The sequence below is a fragment of the Bradyrhizobium sp. IC3195 genome, assembly GCF_020193585.1.
In the GTDB taxonomy this organism is placed as follows: domain Bacteria; phylum Pseudomonadota; class Alphaproteobacteria; order Rhizobiales; family Xanthobacteraceae; genus Bradyrhizobium; species Bradyrhizobium yuanmingense.
In genome coordinates this window covers 1-24,019 of sequence record NZ_JADYVG010000022.1, presented here as the reverse complement: position 1 = coordinate 24,019, position 24,019 = coordinate 1, and the positions used below count along the sequence as shown (strand labels likewise).

Annotated in this window: 22 protein-coding genes; 13 read left to right on the top strand and 9 right to left on the bottom strand. The window is 66.3% G+C overall.

The genetic code is table 11. The features are described from left to right. Window positions 1–90: 90 nt before the first annotated feature. Window positions 91–1,386 (bottom strand): MFS transporter, encoded by a 1,296-nt coding sequence (locus I6F09_RS30105; RefSeq protein WP_225189741.1) that lies wholly within the window; start codon window positions 1,384–1,386, stop codon window positions 91–93. Between the two features lie 256 nt (window positions 1,387–1,642). After that, a complete protein-coding gene (locus I6F09_RS30100; protein WP_225189708.1) occupies window positions 1,643–4,072 on the bottom strand; it encodes an EAL domain-containing protein in 2,430 nt (809 codons plus the stop codon). A 288-nt stretch (window positions 4,073–4,360) separates the two neighbouring features. Between I6F09_RS30100 and I6F09_RS30095 the strand changes: the two genes are divergently transcribed. After that, window positions 4,361–5,527, top strand: coding sequence for an ABC transporter substrate-binding protein (locus I6F09_RS30095; RefSeq protein WP_225189707.1), 1,167 nt, complete (start codon window positions 4,361–4,363; stop codon window positions 5,525–5,527). A gap of 6 nt (window positions 5,528–5,533) precedes the next feature. On the opposite strand, the gene I6F09_RS30090 is transcribed toward I6F09_RS30095, so the two are convergent. Then, the gene (locus tag I6F09_RS30090; RefSeq protein WP_225189706.1) at window positions 5,534–6,511 is read right to left on the bottom strand and encodes a hydroxyacid dehydrogenase; all 978 of its coding nucleotides are present in this window, start codon (window positions 6,509–6,511) and stop codon (window positions 5,534–5,536) included. Window positions 6,512–6,698: 187 nt separating this feature from the next. On the opposite strand from I6F09_RS30090, the gene I6F09_RS30085 reads away from it, so the two are divergent. Then, the gene (locus I6F09_RS30085; protein ID WP_225189705.1) at window positions 6,699–8,180 is read left to right on the top strand and encodes a caspase family protein; all 1,482 of its coding nucleotides are present in this window, start codon (window positions 6,699–6,701) and stop codon (window positions 8,178–8,180) included. Between the two features lie 51 nt (window positions 8,181–8,231). On the opposite strand, the gene I6F09_RS30080 is transcribed toward I6F09_RS30085, so the two are convergent. From I6F09_RS30080 to I6F09_RS30070, 3 genes are all read right to left on the bottom strand, one after another. Continuing rightward, window positions 8,232–8,597, bottom strand: a complete 366-nt coding sequence (locus I6F09_RS30080; RefSeq protein WP_225189704.1) for a hypothetical protein — start codon at window positions 8,595–8,597, stop codon at window positions 8,232–8,234. A 34-nt stretch (window positions 8,598–8,631) separates the two neighbouring features. Then, window positions 8,632–9,915 carry a Spy/CpxP family protein refolding chaperone gene (locus tag I6F09_RS30075; protein ID WP_225189703.1) on the bottom strand — a complete coding sequence of 428 codons (1,284 nt, stop codon included), beginning with the start codon at window positions 9,913–9,915 and terminating at the stop codon, window positions 8,632–8,634. Between the two features lie 102 nt (window positions 9,916–10,017). Then, a complete protein-coding gene (locus tag I6F09_RS30070) occupies window positions 10,018–11,442 on the bottom strand; it encodes an FAD-linked oxidase C-terminal domain-containing protein (protein ID WP_225189702.1) in 1,425 nt (474 codons plus the stop codon). An 87-nt stretch (window positions 11,443–11,529) separates the two neighbouring features. Between I6F09_RS30070 and I6F09_RS30065 the strand changes: the two genes are divergently transcribed. Then, window positions 11,530–12,036 (top strand): thioesterase family protein, encoded by a 507-nt coding sequence (locus I6F09_RS30065; RefSeq protein WP_109144952.1) that lies wholly within the window; start codon window positions 11,530–11,532, stop codon window positions 12,034–12,036. A 64-nt stretch (window positions 12,037–12,100) separates the two neighbouring features. Here I6F09_RS30065 and I6F09_RS30060 read toward each other — a convergent pair whose 3' ends face one another. Further along, window positions 12,101–12,274 (bottom strand): DUF1328 domain-containing protein, encoded by a 174-nt coding sequence (locus I6F09_RS30060; RefSeq protein WP_036006471.1) that lies wholly within the window; start codon window positions 12,272–12,274, stop codon window positions 12,101–12,103. 236 nt (window positions 12,275–12,510) lie between these two features. On the opposite strand from I6F09_RS30060, the gene I6F09_RS30055 reads away from it, so the two are divergent. The 9 genes from I6F09_RS30055 (at window position 12,511) to I6F09_RS30015 (ending at window position 20,725) form a co-directional block, all read left to right on the top strand. After that, window positions 12,511–15,069 carry a UvrD-helicase domain-containing protein gene (locus I6F09_RS30055; RefSeq protein WP_225189701.1) on the top strand — a complete coding sequence of 853 codons (2,559 nt, stop codon included), beginning with the start codon at window positions 12,511–12,513 and terminating at the stop codon, window positions 15,067–15,069. An 8-nt stretch (window positions 15,070–15,077) separates the two neighbouring features. Beyond that, a complete protein-coding gene (locus tag I6F09_RS30050; RefSeq protein WP_036024931.1) occupies window positions 15,078–15,365 on the top strand; it encodes a type II toxin-antitoxin system HicB family antitoxin in 288 nt (95 codons plus the stop codon). Window positions 15,366–15,453: 88 nt separating this feature from the next. After that, window positions 15,454–15,870 (top strand): hypothetical protein, encoded by a 417-nt coding sequence (locus I6F09_RS30045; RefSeq protein WP_036006450.1) that lies wholly within the window; start codon window positions 15,454–15,456, stop codon window positions 15,868–15,870. Continuing rightward, entirely contained in the window at window positions 15,870–16,535 is a 666-nt protein-coding gene (locus tag I6F09_RS30040; RefSeq protein ID WP_225189700.1) for an OmpA family protein, read from the top strand. Before I6F09_RS30045 ends, I6F09_RS30040 begins: the two co-directional genes overlap by 1 nt. A gap of 171 nt (window positions 16,536–16,706) precedes the next feature. Further along, window positions 16,707–17,225 (top strand): Mpo1-like protein, encoded by a 519-nt coding sequence (locus I6F09_RS30035; RefSeq protein ID WP_036006444.1) that lies wholly within the window; start codon window positions 16,707–16,709, stop codon window positions 17,223–17,225. A gap of 28 nt (window positions 17,226–17,253) precedes the next feature. Continuing rightward, on the top strand, window positions 17,254–18,285 hold the full coding sequence (locus tag I6F09_RS30030) for an NAD-dependent epimerase/dehydratase family protein (RefSeq protein ID WP_225189699.1): 1,032 nt from the start codon (window positions 17,254–17,256) through the stop codon (window positions 18,283–18,285). 26 nt (window positions 18,286–18,311) lie between these two features. Beyond that, window positions 18,312–18,938 carry an isoprenylcysteine carboxylmethyltransferase family protein gene (locus I6F09_RS30025; protein ID WP_036006440.1) on the top strand — a complete coding sequence of 209 codons (627 nt, stop codon included), beginning with the start codon at window positions 18,312–18,314 and terminating at the stop codon, window positions 18,936–18,938. A 133-nt stretch (window positions 18,939–19,071) separates the two neighbouring features. Next, window positions 19,072–19,281, top strand: coding sequence for a hypothetical protein (locus I6F09_RS30020; RefSeq protein WP_225189698.1), 210 nt, complete (start codon window positions 19,072–19,074; stop codon window positions 19,279–19,281). A 139-nt stretch (window positions 19,282–19,420) separates the two neighbouring features. Then, window positions 19,421–20,725, top strand: coding sequence for a sorbosone dehydrogenase family protein (locus tag I6F09_RS30015; protein WP_225189697.1), 1,305 nt, complete (start codon window positions 19,421–19,423; stop codon window positions 20,723–20,725). 4 nt (window positions 20,726–20,729) lie between these two features. Here the strand turns inward: I6F09_RS30015 and I6F09_RS30010 are convergent, their stop codons facing one another. Together I6F09_RS30010 and I6F09_RS30005 are read right to left on the bottom strand one after the other, a co-directional pair. Beyond that, complete coding sequence (locus I6F09_RS30010; protein WP_225189696.1) at window positions 20,730–21,554, bottom strand: aspartate dehydrogenase; 825 nt, start codon at window positions 21,552–21,554, stop codon at window positions 20,730–20,732. 47 nt (window positions 21,555–21,601) lie between these two features. Continuing rightward, window positions 21,602–22,519: a LysR family transcriptional regulator gene (locus tag I6F09_RS30005; protein ID WP_225189695.1), complete on the bottom strand. Its 918-nt coding sequence runs from the start codon at window positions 22,517–22,519 to the stop codon at window positions 21,602–21,604. Window positions 22,520–22,791: 272 nt separating this feature from the next. Here I6F09_RS30005 and I6F09_RS30000 point away from each other — a divergent pair, with 272 nt between their 5' ends. Next, complete coding sequence (locus tag I6F09_RS30000) at window positions 22,792–23,865, top strand: tartrate dehydrogenase (RefSeq protein WP_036006429.1); 1,074 nt, start codon at window positions 22,792–22,794, stop codon at window positions 23,863–23,865. The last annotated feature ends 154 nt before the right edge of the window (window positions 23,866–24,019 follow it).

Genomic DNA, 24,019 nt, shown 5'->3' with positions numbered 1-24,019 from the left:
GACGTTTTTGCAATTCCGGCGCGCTGCGCCAAGAGGCGGCATGATTAACGCTTCGCGAAAACGCCGAAGGTATTTTGAAGCGTACTGGACCTATTCGGATGCCGTTTTGAGCTTGTGCAGCCGGCCGGCCACGGCCCTCACCTTGCCCGGCGCCGCCCGCCAGATCGCAAGCGCCGACACCCCGCTCACGACCATGGCGAGGGCGAAAGCGAGCGTGTAGTCGCCGGCGCGATCATAGAGGACACCGGTCAGCCACGGTCCGGCCGCACCGCCCGCCAGCGCCGCGAGCATGATCGTGCCGAAGATGCTGCCCTGGTGCCTGCCCTGGAATATCTCGAACACCACCGCGCCCATGATCGAGGTGAGACCGTAGCCGAGCGCGCCTTGCGTGAACACCATCAGATAAACCAGCCAGAGCGAAGCTTGATATTTCAGCGCGATCAGCGCGGCGAAGCAGACGACGAAACCCGCACAACTGATCGCCCACACCCACTCCCGGCCGATGCGGTCGGAGACGTGCCCCAGCACGATCTGGCCGGGAATGCCGAGCAGGCTGACCATGCCGAGCGCCCACACCGCAACGCCGGGGCTGAAGCCGACATCGAGCAGGAATTTGGTCTGGTGCACCTGCACCGCATACCAGATGTACAGGCCGCAGAAATAGCCGAGCCCGATCCACCAGAACCGCGCGGTCGCGACGGCGCGCCGCAGCGTCCAGTCGGTGTTGACCCAGACGTGATCGACCACGTTGGAGACCGGGCTTGCCGCGCCTGCGGCGGGGGCGGCATCGCCGTCCGGCTGGAGCCCGATGTCCTCCGGGCGCTTGTGCAGCAGCAGGTTGATCGGCGCCAGCGCGATCAGGACGAGCAGGCCCATCGCGGTGCAGGCGGTGCGCCAGCCGGTCTGCTCGATCATGTGCTGCACCCATGGCAGCAGCGTCACCGAGCCGATACCGACGCCGGCGAAAGCGATGCCGATGGCGAAGCCGCGCTTGCGGATGAACCAGTTCGGCAGGAACAGCGACTGGCCGGAATAGCCGAGACAGACGCTGCCGGCACCGACCATGACACCGATGGTGACATAGAGGTGCCACGGCGCGCTGGTCAGCGGCGCCAGCAAAAGGCCGCCGCCCATCAGCACGACCCCGAGCTCCATCACCGCCCGCGGACCCGCGCGGTCCATCAGGCGGCCGATCAGCGGGCTGACCACGCCCGACACAACGAAGCCGAAGGAGAAGGCGCCCGCCGTGACGCCGCGCTCCCAGCCGAACTCGGAGATGATGGGTGGAAAGAACAGCGAAAAGGCGGTGCGCGCGTTGACGCCGATCGCCATGGTGACGAAGGTCACGGCGACCACGATCCAGCCGTAGAAGAACGGAAGCCGCATGTTGTGTGCTTGTTTCATCCCTAGACGGTTCTTCGGACCATCCGGGGATGTCCGGGTCAAGCGCTTTTCGCGCATGCCTCTTGAGCGGGGCGCAGACGCTCCCGCAACGTCATGGCCGGGCTTGTCCCGGCCATCCACGTCTTGCGACGCAGGACGGAGAACGTGGATGCCCGGGACATAGGCGAGCGGAAGCGACGCCGTCCTTCGGACGGCTATGCCCGGGCATGACGACCTAAATACTGCTTGAGCGGCCCGCTCAGGCGGCGTCGAGCCGTGAGGATTTGACCGGCGCGTCGAACAGGATCCGCTCGATCGGATGCGGCCGGCCGAACAGATAGCCTTGCGCAAAATTGACGCCGAGCGCCTTCAGCCGGTCGAACTCCTCGCGCGTCTCGACGCCTTCGGCCGTGACCGACATGTCCAGTCCGCGCGCCAGCGTCACGATCGAGGAGATGATGGCGGAAGAGCGCGGCTGCTGCGTCAGATTGCGAATGAACGACTTGTCGATCTTGATCTTGTCGAACGGGAACGCGGTCAGGTAGCTGAGCGAGGAATAGCCGGTGCCGAAATCATCGAGCGCGAGCTCGACCCCGAGCTGCTTCAGCCGCTCCATGAAGGCATGATTCTCGCTGCCGCGCTCCAGCAGCACGGATTCCGTGATCTCGATCTCGAGCCGCTGCGGCGGCAGGCCGGAATCGGCGAGCGCCGCGCAGATCATGTCGAACAGCTCGGCTTCCTTGAACTGGATCGGCGAAAGATTGACGGCGATCATGAGATCGGCAGGCCAGCCGGCTGCGTCCGCGCAGGCGCGCCGCAGCACGAATTCGCCGAGCGGCACGATCAGCCCGGTCTCCTCCGCAAGCGCAATGAACTGGTCCGGAGGGATCAGGCCGCGCGTCGGATGCCGCCAGCGCACCAGCGCCTCGAAGCCGCGTCGTTCGCCGCTGAGCGCGTCGACGAACGGCTGATAGTGCACCTCCAGCTGGCAGCGCGCGATGGCGTCGCGCAGATCTCCTTCCAGCGTATTGCGGGCCTCCAGCTCGGCCGACATCGCCTCATCATAAACGGTGAAGCAGTTGCGGCCGGCCGATTTCGAGCGATAGAGCGCGAGATCCGCTTTCTTCAGGAGCTGCTCCTGATCGCTGCCATGATCCGGCGCAATTGCGATGCCGATGCTGGTGCCGATCTCGACGCGGTGTCCGGGCAGCAGGAACGGCTCGCTCACGAGCTTGGCGATCCGCGCCGCCAGATCGGTCGAGCAGGCGCGCTGGTCCTCGCCGGCTTGCTGGATGATGGCAAATTCGTCGCCGCCGAGCCGCGCCAGCACGTCGTTGGCGCGCAGCGCGGATTTCAGCCGCTGCGCCACCTGGCGCAGCAGCGCATCGCCGGCCGCGTGGCCGAGGGAATCGTTGACGTTCTTGAAGCGATCGAGGTCGAGCATCAGGATCGCGAAGGGCTCGCCCCTCACGCTCAACTTGCCGTTCATCTCGTCGAGCCGGGTGAGGAAAAAGGCGCGGTTCGGCAATCCCGTGAGGATGTCGGTCTGGGCAAGCTCGAGCACGCGCCGGTTCGCCAGCGACAGCCGCCGCGAATTGCGGCTGGCGAGCATCAGATAGGTCGACAGCGACAGCGTCAGCAGCATGCCGACGACGAGGACCGCAACCGCGCGGTCGTAAGTCGTCGCCAGCGGACCGCCGGCGGTCGGAACCGCCCGCACCTGCCAATCGGTGTCGCCGATCTTGAGACTGCCCGACCAGTGCAGGGTCCGCGCGATGTCCCGCATCGACCGCAGCGCCGAGGCGGCCGACGCATAATCCGGCAGCATCTGCTCGAGGCTGACGATCTGCGCCGTGTACGGCGGGAAGACCGTCATGCTGACCGCGGGGCTGGCTCCGGTGGTCACGCGGATAGACTGGATCAGCAGCGGCAGGTCGAAGACGCCGACCACGACGCCGGCGCTATTGCGGCGCCGGTCCGCGATCTCCTCGCGCGAGGTTCCCTTGGCGTAGACGGGAACGACGACGAGGACATAGGACGGCCGGTCGCTGTCCTTCGGCCCGAACAGGCGCGTGCGCATGGCTGCGACGCGATCGTTGTCGCGCGCGCGCTCCAGCACCGCCCGTCGCTCCGGAACGGTCGTGTAGTCCATGCCGTAAACCGACGAGGTCTTCGGCTGCGTCGAGTAGAACACCGGAAAATATTCGTCACTCTGCGGCGCGATGACGAAGCTCTCGCCCTGCAGCGCCTTGATGTGATAGCTCGACACACCGTCCCGGATCGCCGCGGCCTCGTAATCCGCGCGCTCCTTGCGGTTGATCCGCGGCAACCAGGAGATGCGCAGCATGCCGGGGTGACGCTCGAACAGGCGGGCGCTGAAGGTCTCGAATTCGCTGCGGGTGACTTCTTCGTTGGTCGATTCGAACAACGTGCGCAGCGCGAGAAGTCTCGATATGTACTCGTTCATGCCGTTCTGCAGGACGATCGCCTGGGTCTCGGCTGCGTTCTCGAACTCGATCCTGTTGACGCGATCTTCCCACCGCGCGACGGCGGCAGCGCCCACGATCGAGAACAGCAGGCCAACGCCAACCGCGACGAGCGCAGGACGATAGAGCCCGAGCAGCGGCGCGGCACGCCACCATCCGCCTCTACGTCTCCGATCCTGATCGTTCTGATCGCGACCGCCCATCTTGAAGCCGCCGTCCCCTGTCCGCGACGAACCGAACCTCTGGTTGAGGTGCCGGTGCCGCTATCGGAACAAGACGGCGGTTAAGAAGTGCACAATTTCGGAAACCAGTCGTACCGCAATGCGGAAATTAGTTAACGAAGTGCACGAGCGATCCCGGCTTTCTCGACATAAGTTGCCGGTTTTCCCCGGTGTAATACGGCCTCTCTGCGCCGTGGCGCTTAGCGAGCTATTCAGCCTCGCAAGGCTATGTTGCGCAAGGTTTCTTTCAAGGATCCGGCAAGCCTCCCGATGCATCGAATTCGATCAGCGAGATCCGTCGTTCTGACCATCGCGCTTCTGGCCGCGACCACGCTGGTTGCGAGGGGCAACGAGGCCGGCATCAGCGAGGATGCAATCCTGTTCGGCCAGGCCGCGGCGCTGGAAGGCCCGTCCTCCGCGCTGGGACAGCGCATGCGGCAAGGCATCGTCGCCGCATTCACCGAGGTCAATGCCAAGGGCGGCATTCACGGCCGCAAGCTCCAGCTCATCAGCCGCGACGACGGCTACGACCCCGACCGTTCGGTGGCGCAGACGCTGCATTTGATCAACGACGACAAGGTGTTCGCGCTGATCGGTGCGGTCGGCACGCCGACCGCGATGGCGACGATACCGATCACCAGCTCCAGGAACGTGCCCTTCATCGGCCCGTTCACCGGCGCCGAGTTCCTGCGCGATCTCGAGCTTCCGAACGTCGTCAACATCCGCGCCAGCTACGGCGCGGAGGCGGAAGCCTGGATCAAGCATCTCACCGAAGATCGCAAGTTCACCCGCATCGGCATCTTCTACCAGGACGATTCCTTCGGCCGCGACGGGCTTGTCGGCGTGAAGCGGGCGCTCGCCAAGCGCGGGCTCGAGCTCGCCGCCGAGGGCACTTACGAGCGCAACACCCGCGCGGTCGGCCAGGCCTGGCGCATGATCAAGCGCGCCGACCCAGAAGCCATCGTCATGGTCGGGACCTATGGTCCGTGCGCGGAGTTCATCAAGCTCGCCCGCCGCAGCGGCGCTCGTCCAACCTTCGTCAACATCTCCTTCGTCGGCGCCGTCGCGCTCGCCGCGGAGCTCGGCCCGGAGGGCGAAGGCGTCATCGTCTCGCAGGTGGTGCCGTTTCCCTGGGACCGCTCGCTCAAGCTCGTCGCCGACTATCAGGCGGCGCAAAAGGCGTACGACCCGGCGCTGACGCCGGACTTCGTGTCGCTGGAAGGCTATCTGTCCGGCCGCCTCGCGGCCGCGGCGCTGAAAAAGGCCGGCCCCAATCCGACCCGCGCCAGCCTGCTGCGCGCCATCAACGATACCGGCCGTTTCGACATCAGCGGCAGCATCGTCACCGTCGGCACACGCATGCTCGACATGCCGCCGAAGGTGTTCCTGACCGTGATTCAGAAGGACGGGACGTTCAAGGCGGTGGACCGGCTTTGAGACCTTTCACGGCCGCCGCGTCCAGCGATCGGCGTTAACGGCGCCTTGCGGGATTTCTCCCCTCGCGATGGCCTCGACCTGTCGCACGGTCTCCAGCGACTGGTATTCGATGGCCTGCGGCGTCAGCCCGCCGACATGGGGCGTCGCGATGACATTCGGCAGCTTGGCAATATCGGGCGTCGGCATCTGGTCCGGTGCGCGGCCGACATCCATGGCGGCGCCGGCGATGCGGCCTTCACGCAGCGCGCGTGCCAGCGCCGACTCGTCGACGAGATTGCCGCGCGAGAGATTGATGAAGACGGCATGCTTCTGCATGCGCGCCAGGGCTGCGGCCCCGATCAGAGTCTCGGTCTGCGCATTGGCGACGGCGAGGCAGACGACATAGTCCGATGCGGCGAGGAGCTCGTCGAGACCGACTTGCCGGATCTCGGCATCGCTGACGGTTACGAAGGGATCGGAGATCAATACCTCCATGCGCAGCACTTTTGCGATCTCGGCGAGGTAGCGCCCGATGCTGCCGTAGCCGATGATGCCGATCCGGCTGCCGGCGAGCTGGCGGCCCATCCGTGCTTCCGGCTTGCGGCCTGCCTGGTAATCTGCGGTGGTCCGCGACACGCCGCGGGAGAGGTCGACCATGAAGCCGAGCGCGAGCTCGGCCACGGCCTGCACGAAACCGGGCCCGGCGCGGGTCACGAGCACGCCGGCTTGCGAGGCCGCATCCACGTCGACGTTGCGGATGTCGACGGCGCAGCGGACGAAGGCCCGCAGACGCGGCAATTGCGCAAAGATCTCGCCGCGCCCTTCAGTCATGCGGTCGGCGACGATGATGTCGGCATCCTTCGCAGCGCGTACCAGGCTGGCTGCGTCCAGCGGCTCATCCTTCTCGTGCAGGATCACCTCGGCGGCCGTCCGCAGGCCGTTCAGGCTGCGATCGCCGTAATAATTGCGCCGCATCTCCGGGGTGTGCGCGAGCAGAACCTTCACGACAAGCCTCCCTCACTGGCAGAATGCCCGCGGCAGCGCGGTCGAAAGGTCTAGCACAGGGACGGCTGCGGCAGATACCCTGCCCCATTTTGCCGCGGCCCTTGAGTGATCCAGCGCACAGACGCCCTCATGGCGCGGACTTAGAAATAGTGACATCATCGTGCGCATTGCCGTTGGAGGTGACATCATGCGCCGTCCAGTCTTTTCGAATTTGCTTCTTGCGTCCGGTCTTCTCGCACTCACCCAGTTGGTGACGCCCACGGACGCGGCCGCCGAAGCGCGCCTTGCGCTGGTGATCGGCCAATCGGCCTATCGCACCGTGCCGGAGCTGCCGAACGCCGCCAACGACGCCAAGGGCATGACGGAGCTGCTCGGCAGCGCGGGCTTCACCGTCACCACGGCGGCCAATCTGGCGCAGACCGAGATGCGCGCGGCGATCTCGGACTTCGCCGGCAAGGTCAGTGCCAGCGGCCCCGACACCGTCGCGCTGGTGTTCTATGCCGGCCACGGCCTTCAGATCGACGGCGAGAACTATCTGGTGCCTGTCGATCTCGATCCCAAGCGCGAGGCCGACATCCCGCTGCAGGGCGTGCGGCTGAACGACATGCTCAACACGCTCGGCGCGCTGCCGACGCGGGCGCGCATCTTCATGCTCGATGCCTGCCGCAACAACCCGTTCCCTGCGCTCAGCGGCGCCGGCCACGGCCTTGCGATCGTCGATACCAAGGCCGGCGCGCCGGGCTCGTTCATCTCCTATTCGACCTCGCCCGGCGCCGAAGCCGAGGACGGCAACGGCCTCGACAGCCCCTACACGGCGGCCGTGCTGACGGTCGCCAAGCAGCCGAACCTGCCGATCGAGGAGATGTTCAAGCGCATCCGCGTCGCGGTGGCGCAGTCGACCGACGGCCGGCAGATCCCCTGGGAAAGCTCCTCGCTGACCACCGATTTCAGGTTCTTCGGCGAGAGCGGCGGCAGCACGCCCGCGCTTCCCGGCGCATCCGCCATGGCGCTCGCCGGCGGCACGCGCAGCGTCGCGGACTGGCGCAAGACATTGCAGGGCAAGCCGGCCATGGTCGCCTATGAGCTCGTGATCACCGAGGACACCGTGGAGGCGTATCAGGCCTATATCGAGCTGTACGCGCAGGACACCCGCACGCCGCGCCTTCGCACCGTGCTGGAGCGGCGTCGCCAGATGCTGGCGTGGGAGCGTGCCACCGCCATCAACACCCGCGCCTCGTTCGAGGCATACCTCGCGAACTGGGACAACAGCGATCTCGCGGCAACCGCGCGCCGGCTGCTGCTGCGCGTGCAGAACCGCAACTACGCCGTGCCCGTCGCCGCCGTGGCGACGCCCGTCGCGGTCGCGATGGCGCCGACCTGCCCGTGCTCGACGCCCGCGACCCCGGCAACGCCGGTCAATCCGTCGGTCCCGCCCGTGATCAAGAAGCGCGTCGAGGAGGCCCCGCCGAAGCGCAAGGTGGTCGAGACGCCGCCCAAGCGGCGACCGCCGTCCGAGCAAGTGGTCTATGAGCGCGCACCGCCGCCGGATCGCGGCCCGCCGCCGGAGGCCGTCATGCAGGGCATCGGCATCGGCGTAGGGATCGGTCTCGGCATGGGAATGGGCGGCCGCGGCGGCGACCATAACAGCGGTGGCTATCGCAGATACTGAGCCGGTCCGGCATCAGCAGCATTCGGCTCGCGCCCATCGCGCGAGCCGAACTCATTGCGACAGGGCCGGATGGTCCCGGAGCACGGCTTCTCGAATCCAGCCTGCCTGGATCGCACGCGACAAGATCTGCGCCGTCTTGATGTCCTCAGCCTTCATGCAGAGATCCACGATGCGGCGCACGGCGTCGTCGCGCATCAGATCGTCGGAGATCTTCATCGCGATCTCCATCGCAGTGCGGGCCGCGCTTTCATAGCGCTCACGCGCGCTGGTCGGCGCCGAAGCGCCGGCGGCTTCGGCGATCGCCCGTGCAGCCTGGCAGATGTTGCGAATCCGGTCGGCTGCTTCGATGTCGCCGAGCGGCGTGCCGATTGGCTCGTCCCAGACGTCTGCCGGCTCTCGCCTCGCGAACCACTTCATTGCCCCACCAATGATCTTCAATTGCTCGCGGCGTTCAGGACATGCGGCGCGGGCCGATCGCCTCGAACTGCGCCTTCTGCTCGTCGTTGAGCGTGGCGTAGAAATCATCGAGCGCCGCCCGGACCGACTTGATCCCGTCCAGCATGACACCGAGGCGCTTGCGGATCGCGGCCATGCGGGCCGGCGGTGTCATCACCTCATTGGGCTCGCAGGACGCCTTGAGCGATGTGCCGACTTTGGCGCTGGTGTCCTGGAGCACCTGGAGCGCCGCGCGCTGGGTGTCGTTGGGACGAAGCCTTTCTTCGATCGTGGCGCCGGGCCAATCGAACGCGGCGGACGGGCTGCAAGTCTGCACCGACGATCCGCCCGCATTGTTCGACGCCGCGGCACGACGCTGATCGTCGGCAAGCGCGTTGAAGCGCGCCTTCTGCTCGTCGTTGAGCGAACCATAGAACTGGTCCAGCGCAGGCTGGACCAGATCGATGGCTTTCTGCATCGCCTCGACCCGCTGCTGCATGGCGGCGAGCCGGCCGGGCGCCGTCGCTGCGGCCTGCGTCGGACAGGAGGTGCGGATCAGCGCCGCCGCGTCGATCGAGGCGTTGCCGAGCGCATCGAGAGCGGCGCCTTGCGCACCCGTCGGCTGCACCGCGGCTGCGATCTGATCGATCGGCAGGCCGACGATGGCGCGGCGATCGCTGCCGCAGAGCTGATCGAGCGGCGCGCTGCGCGCCCGCCGCCGTCCCTGCGGCTGCTGCGGCAGATAGGCCGACAGGCGATCATAGCCATAGGGGCCGAAAATGCCGGCATAGATGTCCGGATAGCCGTAGCCCCAGAAGCCGAGCCCGTCGCCCCAGATCGCGTAATCGTAGAGATCGTTATAGGCGAACGGCCAGAACAGCGGCCCGACCCAGCCATAGCCGCCACCGGGATGTTGCCACCATCCGCTGCTTGCACCGCTCCAGCCGGCGAGTGCGGCCGCCGCGGCGATCTGCGCACGGGCCGCCGGATTGCTGATCAGCCGGCCGTTGCGGATTGCGCCGGCGTTCCAGGCGTTGCGGAAATTCGCCGGCCGGATCGCCGCATTGCGGATCTGACCGAAGTTCGGGCCGCCACGTCGGGCACCGGTTGTGAACCGCATTCCGCGATGATGTCCGCCGACATGCGCGTGCCCGCCGTGGCCGCGGAAATGGCCGCCGCCGTGATGACCACGGCCATGCCCGCCTCCATGGCCACCGCCATGTCCGCCCTTCGCCAGCGCCGCACCCGCGAGCATGCAGGCAAGGGCCATTGCGGCAATTCCAACGACCGGTCGCACCATCGCACTCTCCCCGCGCACAGCCCTGCCATTGAGGCATCGGAACTTGGCGGGAATTGGAACCGGCAACATTGCCGAAAGTTCCCGATCCGGGAGCGCGCGGCCTTACGCCTCCGGCACGATCTTGCCGGGGTTGAAGATGTTGAGCGGATCGAGTGCCTTCTTCAGGGCCCGCATCGCATCGAGCGCCTCGGGGCCGAGCTCGGCCTCGAGATATTTCTGCTTGCCCTGGCCGATGCCGTGCTCGCCGGTGCAGGTGCCGTCCATCGCCTGCGCACGCTCGACCAGACGATGCATGAACTCCTCGCCGCGCGCCATCTCGTCGGCATCGTTGGTGTCGCAGACCAGCGAGCAGTGGAAATTGCCGTCGCCGACATGGCCGACGATCGGCGACAGCAAATTGAGCCGCTTGAGATCCTCCTCGGTCTCGCTGACGCAGTCGGCGAGCCGCGAGATCGGCACGCAGACGTCGGTCGCGACCACGCCGATGCTGTCGCCGGGCCGCAGCGCCTTCACCGACCAATAGGCATCGTGCCGCGCCTGCCACAGCTTGGTGCGGTCCTCCGGCTTGGTGGTCCAGGAGAAATCGCCGCCGCCGCAGTCCTTGGCGATCTCGCCGAACGCCTTGGACTGCTCGGCGACCTCGATCTCGCTGCCGTGGAATTCCATCAGCAGCAGCGGCGTCTCCGGCAGCGTCAGCTTGGAATAGGCGTTGCAGGCCTTCACCTGCGCAGCATTGAGCAGCTCGATGCGCGCGACGGGAATGCCGGTCTGGATCGCCAGGATCACGGCCTGACAGGCGCCGTGGACGGTCTCGAACGACACCGCGCCAGCCGCGATCGTCTCGGGGATGCCGCGCAGGCGGATGGTCAATTCCGAGATGATGCCGAGCGTGCCTTCGGCGCCGACGAACAGATGCGTGAGGTCATAGCCGGCGGCCGATTTCTTGGCGCGCGTGCCCGTGGTGATGATCTCGCCGTCGCCGCGCACCACTTTCAGCGCCAGCACGCTGTCGCGCATGGTGCCGTAGCGCACCGCATTGGTGCCGGAGGCGCGGGTCGAGGCCATGCCGCCGAGCGAGGCATCCGCGCCGGGATCGATCGGGAAGAACAGGCCCTGGTCACGCAGATGCTCGTTGAGCGCCTTGCGGGTGACGCCGGGCTGGATCACGCAGTCGAGGTCTTCGGCATGCACCGCGAGCACCTTGTTCATGTCGCGCAGGTCGATCGTGATGCCGCCCGCGGGCGCGTTGACCTGCCCCTCCAGCGAGGTGCCGGTGCCGAAGGGAATGACGGGCACGCGATGTCTGGCGCAGATCCGCACCACGTCCTGGATGTCGGCGGTCTCCTGCGCCATCACCACGCCGTCGGGCGGCTGGTTGGGTATCCAGGTGGTGGTATGGCCGTGCTGCTCGCGCACGGCCTGCGAGGTGATGAGGCGGTTGCCGAAGCGCGCGGCAAGCTGCTCCAGCGCGCTTGCGAGGGCTTTCGGCTCCGGCCGCGGCGGATTATTGGTGATGGTCGTACCCACGGAATTCCTCCCGACGAGAAGAGACCGTGGCAAAGGACATATAACCGGTCAAGTCAAGGGACTGGACGCATAGCTTGGGAAGGACACATGCCGGAGACCGCCGCCACAGCGCCGAATGCAGAGCCGTTTCGCTCCTCGATCATGCAGGTCGAGCCGCAATGGATCGACTATAACGGCCATCTCAACATGGCCTATTACAACGTGATGTTCGATCGGGCGATCGACGAGTTCTGGCTCGAGCTCGGGATTGGCCCGGTCTACAAGACAGAGCGCCACGGCTCGACCTTCACCGCCGAATGCCACGTGCGCTATTTGCGGGAGATCCATCTCGGCGATCCCGTGCAGATCTTAGTCTGGCTGCTCGACGCCGATGACAAGCGGCTGCACACATTCGAGGAGATGCGGCACGGCACCGAGGGCTGGCTGTCGGCGACGTCCGAGAACATGTCACTGCACATGGACATGAATGCGCGGCGCGTCGCGCCTTTTCCGACCGACATCCAGCAGCGCATTGCTGGAGTTGCCAAGTCCCACAGCGCCTTGACGCGACCCGAGGGCATCGGCCGGAGCGTGGCGATGCCCTCGAAGCGTTAGTGGCTCAGGCGCCGTCTGCCGCCTGTGGTTCACCTCTCCCCGTCGGAGAGAGGTGACATCGCAGCTATATTCTGTTGCGGCCGCGGGCGAGGCCGACGACGGCCGAGACCAGGAACAGAACGACTGCGATGAAGAAGATGATCTTGGCGATCTCGATCGAAGCGCCGGCGACGCCGCCGAAGCCCAGGATGCCGGCGATCAGTGCGATAACCAGAAACGTCACAACCCAGCCTAGCATGGTCAAACCCTCGTCTTGATGTTGTCTGCGATCGACGCGGCTGGCCGCGCCACCTGTCCTGACAATCTCGACGCGGGAACGATAGTTCCGGTCCCGGCGGGAGCGAAATTCGCTGGCTCAGCTGGAACAAATCGGCCTGCCGCGCACGTGGAAAACCCGGCCCGGCGCCCCATATAGGCACCAATCCCTGTTAAGAAGGCTCCCTTCCACCACCCCGCGGTGCCATCGTGGGGCCGATGATTCGCATGACCGAGCCGAGCAAGATCACAGCCGTACCCGACCACCAGCCCGCAGCCGGCGGCATCGCCGCGCGTGCGCGCGCCTCGGTGGGCCCGAAATACCTCGCCGGGCTCAATCCGGAGCAGCGCGAGGCAGTGGAGACGCTGGATGGCCCGGTCCTGGTGCTGGCCGGCGCCGGCACCGGCAAGACCCGCGTCCTGACCACGCGCATCGCGCACATCTTGAGCCAGGGCCGCGCCCGCCCGGCCGAGATCCTGTCGGTGACCTTCACCAATAAGGCCGCGCGCGAGATGAAGCACCGGCTCGGCCAAATGCTCGGCCACGCCGTCGAAGGCATGCCATGGCTCGGCACCTTCCACTCCATCGGCGGCCGTATCCTGCGCATCCATGCCGAGCTGGCGCAGCTCAAGTCGAACTTCACCGTGCTCGACGTCGACGACCAGGTACGGCTGCTCAAGCAGCTGCTGCAGGCCGAGAACATTGACGAGAAGCGCTGGCCGGCGCGGATGCTGGCCGGCCTGATCGACGGCTGGAAGAACCGCGGCTTGATGCCTTCACAGGTACCGTCGGGCGAGGCCGCGATGTTCGCCAACGGCAAGGGCGGCAAGCTCTATGCGAGCTACCAGGAGCGGCTGAAGATTTTGAATGCGGCCGACTTCGGCGATCTCCTGCTGGAGAACATCCGCATCTTCCGCGAGCACCCGGATATCCTCAGGCAGTACCAGCAGCGCTTCAAGTTCATCCTGGTCGACGAGTACCAGGATACGAACGTCGCACAATATCTGTGGCTGCGGCTCTTGTCGCAGGCGCCTTCTTCCACCTCTCCCCGCTTGCGGGGAGAGGTGGCATCGCGAAGCGATGCGGGTGAGGGGGCCTCTCCAAGCACCGAGCTCGTGGAGACTCCCCCTCATCCCGGCCTTCTCCCCGCAAGCGGGGAGAAGGAGAAGACCAAAAACATCTGCTGCGTCGGTGACGACGACCAGTCGATCTATGGCTGGCGCGGCGCCGAGGTCGACAACATCCTGCGTTTCGAGCACGATTTCCCCGGCGCCAAGGTCATTCGCCTGGAGCGCAACTATCGCTCGACGGGTCACATCCTCGCCGCCGCCTCGCACCTGATCGCGCACAATGAAGGCCGGCTCGGCAAGACGCTGCGCACCGAGGACCAGGACGGCGAGAAGGTCACCGTCACGGGCTCATGGGATTCGGAAGAGGAAGCCCGCGGCATCGGCGAGGAGATCGAGCAGCTGCAGCGCCAGGGCGAGAAGCTCAACGAGATCGCCATTCTCGTGCGCGCCTCCTACCAGATGCGCGAATTCGAGGACCGTTTCGTCACGCTGGGCCTGCCCTATCGCGTCATCGGCGGCCCGCGCTTCTACGAGCGCGCCGAAATCCGCGACGCGCTGGCCTATTTGCGCGTCATCAATTCGCCGGCCGACGATCTCGCCTTCGAGCGTATCGTCAATACGCCGAAGCGCGGGCTTGGCGACGCCACCGTGCAGATGCTGCACGACCACGCCCGCAAGCGCCGCATTCCCCTGTTCGAGGCGGCGCGCGCCGTCGTCGAGACCGACGAGCTGAAGCCGAAGGCGCGCGGCTCGCTGCGCGATCTCGTCGCACAGTTCGACCGCTGGCGCGCCCAGCGCGAGGTCACCGCGCACACCGATCTCGCCCAGATCGTGCTCGACGAGAGCGGCTATACCGAAATGTGGCAGAAGGACCGCTCGGCGGACGCCGCGGGCCGGCTGGAGAACCTGAAAGAGCTGGTGCGCTCGATGGAGGAGTTCGAGAACCTGCAAGGGTTTTTGGAGCACATCTCGCTGGTGATGGACCGCGAGGGCGGCGCCGAGGACGACGCGGTGTCGCTGATGACGCTGCATTCGGCCAAGGGCCTCGAATTCGACAACGTGTTCCTGCCGGGCTGGGAGGAAGGCCTGTTCCCGAGCCAGCGCACGCTGGACGAACAGGGCCGCGCCGGCCTGGAAGAAGAGCGCCGGCTCGGCCATGTCGGCCTGACCCGCGCGCGCCGCCGCGCAAAGATCTATTTCGCGACCAATCGCCGGATCCATGGCACCTGGTCGACCACGATCCCGTCGCGCTTCCTCGACGAATTGCCGGCGGCCAATGTCGAGATCACGGAATCCAAAGGCGGCTCCGGATGGGGCGGCAGCGGCGGCTACGGCGCCTCGCGCTTCGACGACATGGAGGCGTTCGGCTCCAGCTATTCGACCCCAGGCTGGCAGCGCGCCCAGGCCAACCGGAATCGCGGCCGAAGCGGCGGCTTCGAGGAAGAGGCCGCGACGTTCTCGACCTCCTCGTCATCCGGTCCCGATTTCGGCAGCTTCGCCTCGCGCCGGCGCGGGCCCTTGACGATCGAAGGCGAGCTGGTCGCCAAATCGACCGGCACGACGTCCGAATTCTCGCTGGAAGACCGCGTCTTCCACCAGAAATTCGGCTATGGCCGCGTCACCAAGATCGACGGCAACAAGCTCACCATCGCCTTCGACAAGGCCGGCGAGAAGAAGGTCGTGGACAGTTTCGTGCAGCGGGCGTGAGACCCGATATGGCTCAGTACGTTGCCATCATCGAGGACGCCGACCCGGACGAAACCGTGAGCTTGTGGTTTCCGGACCTGCCCGGTTGCATCTCCGGCGGCGACGACGTCGAGGAGGCCCTGGAGAATGCGCCCGAGGCGCTCGCATTCTATGCGCAGGAGCTGACCGCGGACGGGCGCCAGCTGCCCCCGCCGCGGACGCTGGACGAGCTCAAGGCCGATCCCGAGGTTGCCGAGGACCTCAGGAACCATACCGTCGCCCTGGTCGACTGGCCGCCCCTCGCTGAGGCCGAGTGAGGACTGTTCGCCGCACTGCGCAACTCTCGACAGTTCTCGCCCGAACGCCCCTTGACCGTCGCGAACTTCCCCGTATCAGATGCAACCCATGGTCCGGGGCTCCGTCACATTGATCGTGCTTGCATTGGGGATGCCGTCGCTTGCGGCGGCGGAGACCATGAGCTTTGGCGATTCGATCGGCAAGCTGGCGGCGAGCTGCGGGGCGGAAATCGTCGCCAATTGCCGCGGCGTCAACCCGGATTCGAACCGGCTGAAGGAATGCCTGTCGCGCAATCGCGACGTGCTCTCGCCGCAATGCACGAGCGACTATCTCGGCGTGTTCGACGCCATCCAGAAGCGCGTCGCCGCGCGCGTGACGGTAGCGAACGCCTGCCAGCGCGAGATCGTCAAGGTCTGCGGCGGCTCGACCAAGGAGACCAGCAAGTCGATCCCGTGCCTGGTCTCGACGCCCAAGGGCATCAGCAACAACTGCCTGAAGGCCGTTGACGACGCGGGGTATCGCTGATGCGCGCGACCGGGCTCGCTACCGCAGGACTGGGCTTGGCGCTGGGGCTCGCTTTGCTCGCGGGCCCCGCCGGCGCGCAGACGGCGGCGCCGACCCGCGACGACATTGTCGCGAAGCTGAACCATTTCGAAGAGGCCGCCGAGGTTGACCTGCCCGCGCTGAAGCAGCAGGTGATGGAGCGCGCCAAGACCAGGATCAAGAACGATCCGGGGCCGGTGAACCGGCCGCTGATCGCGCCGGAGCTCGCCAAGCTGCCGGCCTTCAATGCGCAGATCCAGTTCGACGCCGACACGCCGATCATCCAGCCGGCGTCCTACCAGACCGTTGGCCGCATTGCGGACGCGCTGGTTCATTCCTCGCTGCTGCCCTACACTTTCCTGATCGTCGGCCACGTCGAATCCAATTCGAAGACGCGCGAGGCCAATGCGATCCTGAGCCAGCGCCGGGCCGATGCAATCCGTGATGTGCTGGTGAACACCTTCAAGATCTCGACCAAGCGACTGCATCCGATCGGCCTCGGCGAGGAGCAGTTTCTCGACCGGACCAAGCCGACCTCCGCCGTCAACGGCCAGTTGCAGATCCTGACTTATGCCAAGCTGCCGGAGGAGCCGCGTCCGGCTGCGACGCCAGCGCCTGCGGCCAAAAAGCCCGCCAAGAAGCGCTGAGCGAAGGCGGCTCCGCAGCTGACGGAACCCCTTGAAGTGCGGACTATTTTGCAGCCTGTCCCGGGCGCGCGCAGACGGTTTCACGCGACAAAAGTGCCGGTTTGTGCACCGCTCGGTCCAGTGCTATAGCCTCTGTTCGCCCTTCCCGACCCCGTGCTGCATGAGACCGAAATGGGTGGCTTTTTCCAGCGCCAACTTGCCGTTTATGTCGAGTACCATCGCGATCCCCGCAACACGGCGATGCATGTGGTCGGCATCCTGCTGCTGTTCACCGGCGCCGTGCTGCCGCTGACGCTGGTCAAGCTTCCGCTGTTCGGATTCAACGTCAGCCTGGCGGTGGTCCTGGCTGTTCCGGTCTTGATTTATTGGCTGCTGCTCGACGCGGCGCTCGGGCTCGGCATTCTGGCCGTCTCCGTCGTGCTGTTTTCGGTTGCGACGACCATCGCGGCGCAAGTCGGCACAGCGACGATGTGGGCGATTTTCGCCACGCTGGTGGTGCTCGGCCTCGCCGCACAGGCCATCGGCCACAAGGTTTTTGAGGGGCGCGAGGCCTCGTTGTTCACGTTCCCCTCGCATCTTTTGCTTGGACCGATGTTCGTCATGGCAAAATTATTCATTGCACTGGGTTTCCGTCGCGACCTTGCCGCGATTCTGGCGCCTCTTCCGGCCAATTCCCTTTCAACCCGATAACGCTCGAAGCGAAACAGCAACCTACTGCATGGCTCTCGTCCTGGTTACCGGTGGCAGTGGCTTCATCGGACATCACCTCGTAGAAGCGCTCCGCGCCCGTGGGCAGCGGGTCCGCGTTCTCGATGTCCGTGTGCCGAGCGCGGCGAACGCGGATGTCGAGCACGTCCACGGCTCGGTGCTGGACTGTGCCGCGGTCGATGCGGCGATCGCCGGCTGCGATCAGGTCTATCACCTCGCCGGCCTGCCCGGCATGTGGGTCGCCAACAAGCAGGACTTTCACGAGGTCAATTGCCGCGGCACCGAGATCGTGCTGGCGGCGGCGGTGAAGCGCGGCGTCTCGCGCTTCCTGCATTGCTCGACCGAATCGATCCTGTTCCCCTATTCCGACCTCAAGGGCGTTCCCGCCGAAGAGGCGCTGCAGCCGGCCGAGGCGATGCCCGGCGCCTACACCCGGTCGAAATCGCTCGCCGAGCATCATGCCGCCAAAGCGGCAGAAGCGGGCTTCCCGCTGGTGATCGGCACGCCGACCATGCCGATCGGCGCCGCCGACCAACATCTGACACCGCCGACCGCGATGCTCTGGTACTTCCTGCAGAAGAAGGTGCAGCCGCACCTCAACTTCCTGGTCAATCTGGTCGACGTCCGCGACGTCGCCATGGGCCTGGTCCTGACCATGGAACGCGGCCGCCTCGGGCAGCGCTACATCCTCGGCGGCGACTGCGTCCCGCTCGGCGACATCCTGCGCATGATGTCGACGATGAGCGGACGCCGGCAATTTCCCGTCGTCGTACCCGGCAAGATCGCCGAGCTCTCCGCGATCATGCTCGAATACATCGCCGACCACATCACGCGCCGGCCGCCCAACGGCACCGCCGAGGGCGTGCGGATCGCGCTCGCCGCGAGCGATCTTTCGATCGGCAAAGCCCGTACCGAACTCGGCTATTCGCCGCGTCCGATCGAGCCCGTCTTGCGCGAAACCATCACCCACCTGCTCGCCCGCAACGGCCAGCAGCCCTCCGGCGCCCTCAAGCATCACGCGCTGTCCTCGCGCGCGAGCTGACGCCGCTTCAAACGCAAAGAACCTTCATGTCTTTCGATTTCAGCAAGCTTCTCTCTGTCGCCTGGGGTGGCTGGACCACGACCTGGCCGACGCAACTGCTCGCCCTGATCTGGCTCGCTTTTCTGGTCAGCTGGGTCGGCGCCTCGTTCTGGCAGGGGCAGACCAAGAAGCAGGTCATGACGCTGGAGTCGCAGCGCTATCGCCTGCCGATCCTGGTCGGCGGCATCCTGTACACGCCGTTCATTGCGGAAGCCATGGGCTGGAAGCCGCTTTGGGTGCTCGGCAACACCGGCATCATCATCGCTGCGGTCCTCTCCGTCGCCGGCATCGCTTTCGCATGGTGGGGGCGGCTGCATCTCGGAAAATTCTGGTCCAACACCATCACCCAGAAGGAAGACCACCGCGTCATTGACACCGGCCCTTACGGTATCGTCCGCCACCCGATCTACACCGGCCTAATCTTCGGCATGCTGGTGACCGGCGTTGCGATCGGCTTGGTGACGACGATCCTCGGCGCGATCCTGATCTCGCTCGGTATGTGGCAGAAGGGCCGGATGGAAGAGGTGTTCCTCTCGAAGGAGCTCGGCGAGGACGCCTATGGAGCCTATTGCCGTCGCGTTCCGATGATCATTCCGTTCACGTCGCCGCGGTGAGGGCGTCACTCTCCTGTCCGGACGCGCTGCGCTGCGTCCGGGGCACGAGTGCACGATCCGACTCGCCAAGGAACCACACCTCTGCTGGTCCGTTAGCCCTCGACATCTGTCAACGGCCGCAGAGCATCGAGCCATGTCGGACGCCTACGATTATTTTCGCGCCCACGCGATCGCCGCCGTCCGCAAGGCGCGGGCGCTGCCCCCCGGGCTTACGAAGCAGAAGCAGCGCACGGTGGCGCGGGTCTATCATCTGCTCTCCAGGGAAGCGGCGCTGGCGCCGAACATCCGTCACTTGGATGATTTTCGCGCGGCACGACGGCTGGAGCGGCAGATCGGCCGTTGATCTCCGGGCCGACGCCGCGACCTGTCCCATGCAAATTCGATCGGCTGCCATTCCACGGGAATAGGCCCGTGCTGAGCTCCGCACAGGTTGACGTCGGCCCCGTCAGCCAGTTGGATGCGCGCGCAACCGGGGGCTTGTCATGACGTTTTCCAGCATCTTCGCGCAGTTCGTCGCCTTCATCGGCGGCATCGCGCTGCAATGGCGCAAGATGACGGGCACCGACCCCGCGCCGGCCTGGGGCGAGAAGCCCGCCATTCCCGAAGCGAAACCGCAAGGCGCGATCCCCACCTTGAAGATGCCGACCGCACGCGGCTGGCGCGACGGACAGAAGCCGATCGCTGCACCCGGGCTCAAGGTCGATGCGTTCGCGACCGGTCTCGACCATCCGCGCTGGATCGAGGTGCTGCCCAATGGCGACGTGCTGATCGCGGAGGCAACGCAGATCGCGGGCGCCCCGCGCAGCGTGTTCCACTATGCGATGCAGGCGACGATGCGGCGCGCCGCCGCGCTCGGCGTCTCCGCCAACCGCATCACGCTGTTGCGCGACAAGGACTGCGACGGCGTTGCGGAGATTCGCGGCGCGTTCATGGAGGACCTCAGCCAGCCGTTCGGCATGGCACTGGTCGCCGACACTTTCTACGTCGGCAACACCGACGGCGTGATGGCTTTTCCTTACGTTGCCGACGCCGACCGCATCACAGCACCGGGCAAGCGGCTGACGACATTCAAGCCCGCCGGCCACTGGACGCGCAGCCTGCTCGCCAGTCCCGACGGCAAGAAGCTCTATGCCGGCGTCGGCTCGCTCAGCAACATCGCCGAGATGGGCATGGAGGTCGAGCAAGGTCGCGCCGCGGTCTACGAGCTCGATCTCGTCGCCGGCACGCATCGCATCTTTGCGGCCGGCCTGCGCAATCCCGTGGGCCTTGCCTGGGAGCCGACGACCGGCGTGCTTTGGACCGTCGTCAACGAGCGCGACGGCCTCGGCGACGAGACGCCGCCCGACTATCTCACCTCCGTGCGCGACGGCGGCTTCTACGGCTGGCCCTATTGCTACTGGGGCAAGACGGTGGACGACCGCGTGCCGCAGGATCCGGCGATGGTTGCCAAGGCAATTCAACCGGACTATGCGCTCGGTGGCCACACCGCTTCGCTCGGCCTGTGCTGGATGCCCGCAGACACCCTGCCCGGCTTCGGCGACGGCATGGTGATCGGCCAGCACGGCTCGTGGAATCGCAGCAAGCTGTCCGGCTACAAGCTGGTGTTCATCCCGTTCGCGAACGGCAAGCCGTCCGGCCCCGGTCGCGACATCCTGTCGGGCTTCCTGTCGCCGGACGAGAAGGAATCCTACGGCCGCCCGGTCGGCGTCGCGATCGGTCCCGACAGGAAATCGCTACTGATGGCCGACGACGTCGGCAACGTGATCTGGCGCGTGACGGGGGCGTAGGAGCTCACGTCCCCACGCACAGCGTGGCGCGCTGCTTGCGGAGCAGCGCGATCACCGACAACGCGGTGATCAGGCCGGTCTTGGGATTCTCGGACGGGATGTTCTCGATGCCCATCGAGAAGCGCGCTGAGTCCGCCTCGACCTCGATGCGGTGAACGTTGCGCGTCACGGTCGGGTCGGCCCAAACCTGGATCTCGGTGCGATCGGGCCCGATGCCCGCGAGCGACAACGCAACGGCGACATTGACGTTGGCCGGAAAGCCCTTTGCCGCTTCGCGCGCGCTGCCCTCGAACAGCTTCAGCGGTTCGCGCAGATTGTCGATGTCGATGTTGTTCTGAACGATGAACGGCGCGCCCTTCAAGCCGTCGATCGGCTTGCGGGTCACCATCTTCACGGAATGGATGGTGCCGATTGCGGCGGCGTTGACGGCATCGAGGCCGATCAGCGCGCCGGTCGGCACCAGGATACGGCCGCCATTGGCGCGGGCGAGATCGACCAGATCGAAATTGTCGAGCAAGCCGCCGACGCTGACCACGACCGCGGCCTTGCCGCGCTTCACCGCAGGCTCGACGATCGCACGCAGCTGGCTGCTCGGCGCGCATTCGACGACGATGTCGGCGGCCTCGCCGAGCTGGTCGAGCGGCAGGATTGTCGGTGGGCGACGCAAGCCGTCGATGAAGGCTTGATGCTTGGCGGGATCCCGCACGGCCACGGCCGCGAGCGACAGGCCCTCGATGCCCTGAACGAGTGCGGTCGCGATCTTGGTGCCGATCGAGCCCAGCCCTGCAATAGCCACCCGCAATTCGCCTGAAGCGGTCTGATCCGTCATCACCATCCCTCTGTCCTGGCCTCTGTCTTGGCCGATGTCATAGCCGCTCACGCCTCCCGCGCATAGCTGCGCAGGCCGGCTTCCAGAACCGCCAGCATGGCATCGCGGGCCGGATCGCGCGAGCCGCGCAGCCAGGCGGCGGCAAGCGGCAACCGGCCCACCGGCCCGCTCTGCCTCATTCGAAGCGGCACGAAGCGCACACCGGTCACCGCCATCCGTGCGGTCCAGCGCGGCACGATCGCGACCCCGAGCTTCGTTGCCACGAGGTTGATGATGGTCTGCTTCTCGTCGGCGACCTGAACGATGCGCGGCGTCAGGCCGGCCTGTTCGAACAGCTTTATGGTGAGGTCGTGGCTGTGCGGCCGCGAGCGCCGGTCCGGCACCAGCATCGCCTCGTCGGCGATATCCGCCAGCGTGATCGCTTTGCGCCCGGCCAGCGCGTGCCGCCGCGGGAACGCAACGATCGCGCTCTCCTGGAGCAGGTCGCGGAATTCGAGCCGCTTGTCCGGCCGGTCAGGCGGACGGACGAAGGCGAGATCGAGCGCGCCGGTCAAAATCCTCGGCAGCAGCCGGACAGTCTTGTCTTCGAGGAGCTGCACCGCGATGTCAGGATGCCTGACGCGGAAATCGCGCAGGAGCGGCGGCAACAGTCCGGCCGCCGCGCTGTCGATAGCACCGACCCGCAGCCGCCGCGCGGTCCCCGCGCGCGAGCGATTGCGCAGGTTGCTCTCGACCGCCTCGACCTTGGCGAGGATGGTGCGGGCATCGCGCAGCAGCGTCGTGCCGTCCTCGGTGAGCGACACCGCGCGCGTGGTCCGCGCGAACAGCCGAGTGCCCAGGTCTTCCTCCAGCAGCCGGATCTGCCGGCCGAGCGCGGAGGGCAGCATCTGAAGCTGCTGCGCCGCGCGGCCGAAATGCAGCTGCTCGGCCGTCGCCACGAAGCATCGGAGCTGATGCAATTCCATTTGCCGTCCTCTCGCCTCGCCCGACCGCGCTTGAGACTTGCGCGAGGTCGTCATGCCCGGGCTTGTCCTGGGCATCCACGTTCTTGGGCCGCGGGGAAAGGCGTGGATGGCCGGGTCAAGCCCGGCCATGACGCCGTGGCGACCTCCCGATGATTATATCATTTTTTTGTATAAACCAGCGCCGATTGAGTTTGCCCGGCACTCCCGTCTAGATTCGCCAGCGACGCCGACGGCCGGATATGCCGGCGCGGTCTCTCAAACGGAGCCTTCCCATGCGCACCCATTCGATCGCAGCCATCCCCGCCGACGGCATCGGCCCCGAGGTGATCTCGGCCGGCGTCCGCGTGCTGGAGGCTCTCGCAAAACGCAGCGGCGATCTCGCCTTCAACGTCAAGACGTTCGACTGGGGCTCGGATTATTACAAGAAGCACGGCGTGATGATGCCGGCGGACGGCCTCAGCGAGCTGAAGAAGTTCGACGCGATCTATTTCGGCGCGGTCGGCGCCCCAGACGTGCCCGACCACATCACGCTGTGGGGCCTGCGCCTGCCGATCTGCCAGGGTTTTGACCAATACGCCAATGTGCGGCCGACCAAGATCCTGCCGGGCGTCGCCTCGCCGCTGCGCAATGTCGGCGTCGGCGATCTCGACTGGGTGATCGTGCGCGAGAACTCGGAAGGCGAATATGCCGGCATGGGCGGCCGCGCCCACAAGGGCCTGCCGGAAGAGGTCGGCACCGAAGTCGCCGTCTTCACCCGCGTCGGCGTCACGCGGATCATGCGCTATGCGTTCCAGCTCGCGCGGTCGCGCCCGCGCAAGCTGCTGACCGTCGTGACCAAGTCGAACGCGCAGCGCCACGGCATGGTGATGTGGGACGAGATCGCGGCCGAGGTCGCCGGCGAATTCCCTGACGTGACCTGGGACAAGATGCTGGTCGACGCCATGACGGTGCGCATGACGCTGCATCCGAAGAGCCTCGACACCATCGTCGCAACCAATCTCCACGCCGACATCCTCTCCGATCTCGCCGGCGCGCTGGCTGGAAGCCTCGGCGTCGCCCCGACCGGAAACATCGATCCGCAGCGCCGCTTCCCCTCGATGTTCGAGCCGATCCACGGCTCGGCGTTCGACATCACCGGCAAGGGCATCGCCAACCCGGTCGCGACGTTCTGGACCGGCGCGCAGATGCTCGAGCATCTCGGCGAGAAGGATGCCGCCTTACGGCTGATGGCCGCCGTCGAGCGTGTCTGCGCCGCGGGCGTGCTGACGCCGGATGTCGGAGGCAAGGCGACCACGAAGGAGGTCACGGACGCCGTGATCGATGCGATCCACGGATCGAATGTTTAGTCTTATCGGATCGAGTGTCGCCCAGGACTCGCTGCACCTCTCCCACTTGCGGGGAGGGCGACGCGCTCGGCAGCGCAATTGCGCGCCAGAGCGCGGCGGGTGGGGGCTCTCTTCTCTGGGGTCCTCGATCGAGGAGAGACCCCCTCCCCAACCC

What these genes read in the sequence shown, in the direction of transcription:
- I6F09_RS30105 (WP_225189741.1), bottom strand. Translation starts at nt 1,386, where the DNA reads ATGCGGCTTCCGTTCTTCTACGGCTGGATCGTGGTCGCCGTGACCTTC.
- I6F09_RS30100 (WP_225189708.1), bottom strand. Translation starts at nt 4,072, where the DNA reads ATGGGCGGTCGCGATCAGAACGATCAGGATCGGAGACGTAGAGGCGGA.
- I6F09_RS30095 (WP_225189707.1), top strand. Translation starts at nt 4,361, where the DNA reads ATGCATCGAATTCGATCAGCGAGATCCGTCGTTCTGACCATCGCGCTT.
- I6F09_RS30085 (WP_225189705.1), top strand. Translation starts at nt 6,699, where the DNA reads ATGCGCCGTCCAGTCTTTTCGAATTTGCTTCTTGCGTCCGGTCTTCTC.
- I6F09_RS30080 (WP_225189704.1), bottom strand. Translation starts at nt 8,597, where the DNA reads ATGAAGTGGTTCGCGAGGCGAGAGCCGGCAGACGTCTGGGACGAGCCA.
- I6F09_RS30075 (WP_225189703.1), bottom strand. Translation starts at nt 9,915, where the DNA reads ATGGTGCGACCGGTCGTTGGAATTGCCGCAATGGCCCTTGCCTGCATG.
- I6F09_RS30065 (WP_109144952.1), top strand. Translation starts at nt 11,530, where the DNA reads ATGCCGGAGACCGCCGCCACAGCGCCGAATGCAGAGCCGTTTCGCTCC.
- I6F09_RS30060 (WP_036006471.1), bottom strand. Translation starts at nt 12,274, where the DNA reads ATGCTAGGCTGGGTTGTGACGTTTCTGGTTATCGCACTGATCGCCGGC.
- I6F09_RS30055 (WP_225189701.1), top strand. Translation starts at nt 12,511, where the DNA reads ATGATTCGCATGACCGAGCCGAGCAAGATCACAGCCGTACCCGACCAC.
- I6F09_RS30050 (WP_036024931.1), top strand. Translation starts at nt 15,078, where the DNA reads ATGGCTCAGTACGTTGCCATCATCGAGGACGCCGACCCGGACGAAACC.
- I6F09_RS30045 (WP_036006450.1), top strand. Translation starts at nt 15,454, where the DNA reads ATGGTCCGGGGCTCCGTCACATTGATCGTGCTTGCATTGGGGATGCCG.
- I6F09_RS30040 (WP_225189700.1), top strand. Translation starts at nt 15,870, where the DNA reads ATGCGCGCGACCGGGCTCGCTACCGCAGGACTGGGCTTGGCGCTGGGG.
- I6F09_RS30035 (WP_036006444.1), top strand. Translation starts at nt 16,707, where the DNA reads ATGGGTGGCTTTTTCCAGCGCCAACTTGCCGTTTATGTCGAGTACCAT.
- I6F09_RS30030 (WP_225189699.1), top strand. Translation starts at nt 17,254, where the DNA reads ATGGCTCTCGTCCTGGTTACCGGTGGCAGTGGCTTCATCGGACATCAC.
- I6F09_RS30025 (WP_036006440.1), top strand. Translation starts at nt 18,312, where the DNA reads ATGTCTTTCGATTTCAGCAAGCTTCTCTCTGTCGCCTGGGGTGGCTGG.
- I6F09_RS30020 (WP_225189698.1), top strand. Translation starts at nt 19,072, where the DNA reads ATGTCGGACGCCTACGATTATTTTCGCGCCCACGCGATCGCCGCCGTC.
- I6F09_RS30015 (WP_225189697.1), top strand. Translation starts at nt 19,421, where the DNA reads ATGACGTTTTCCAGCATCTTCGCGCAGTTCGTCGCCTTCATCGGCGGC.
- I6F09_RS30010 (WP_225189696.1), bottom strand. Translation starts at nt 21,554, where the DNA reads ATGACGGATCAGACCGCTTCAGGCGAATTGCGGGTGGCTATTGCAGGG.
- I6F09_RS30005 (WP_225189695.1), bottom strand. Translation starts at nt 22,519, where the DNA reads ATGGAATTGCATCAGCTCCGATGCTTCGTGGCGACGGCCGAGCAGCTG.
- I6F09_RS30000 (WP_036006429.1), top strand. Translation starts at nt 22,792, where the DNA reads ATGCGCACCCATTCGATCGCAGCCATCCCCGCCGACGGCATCGGCCCC.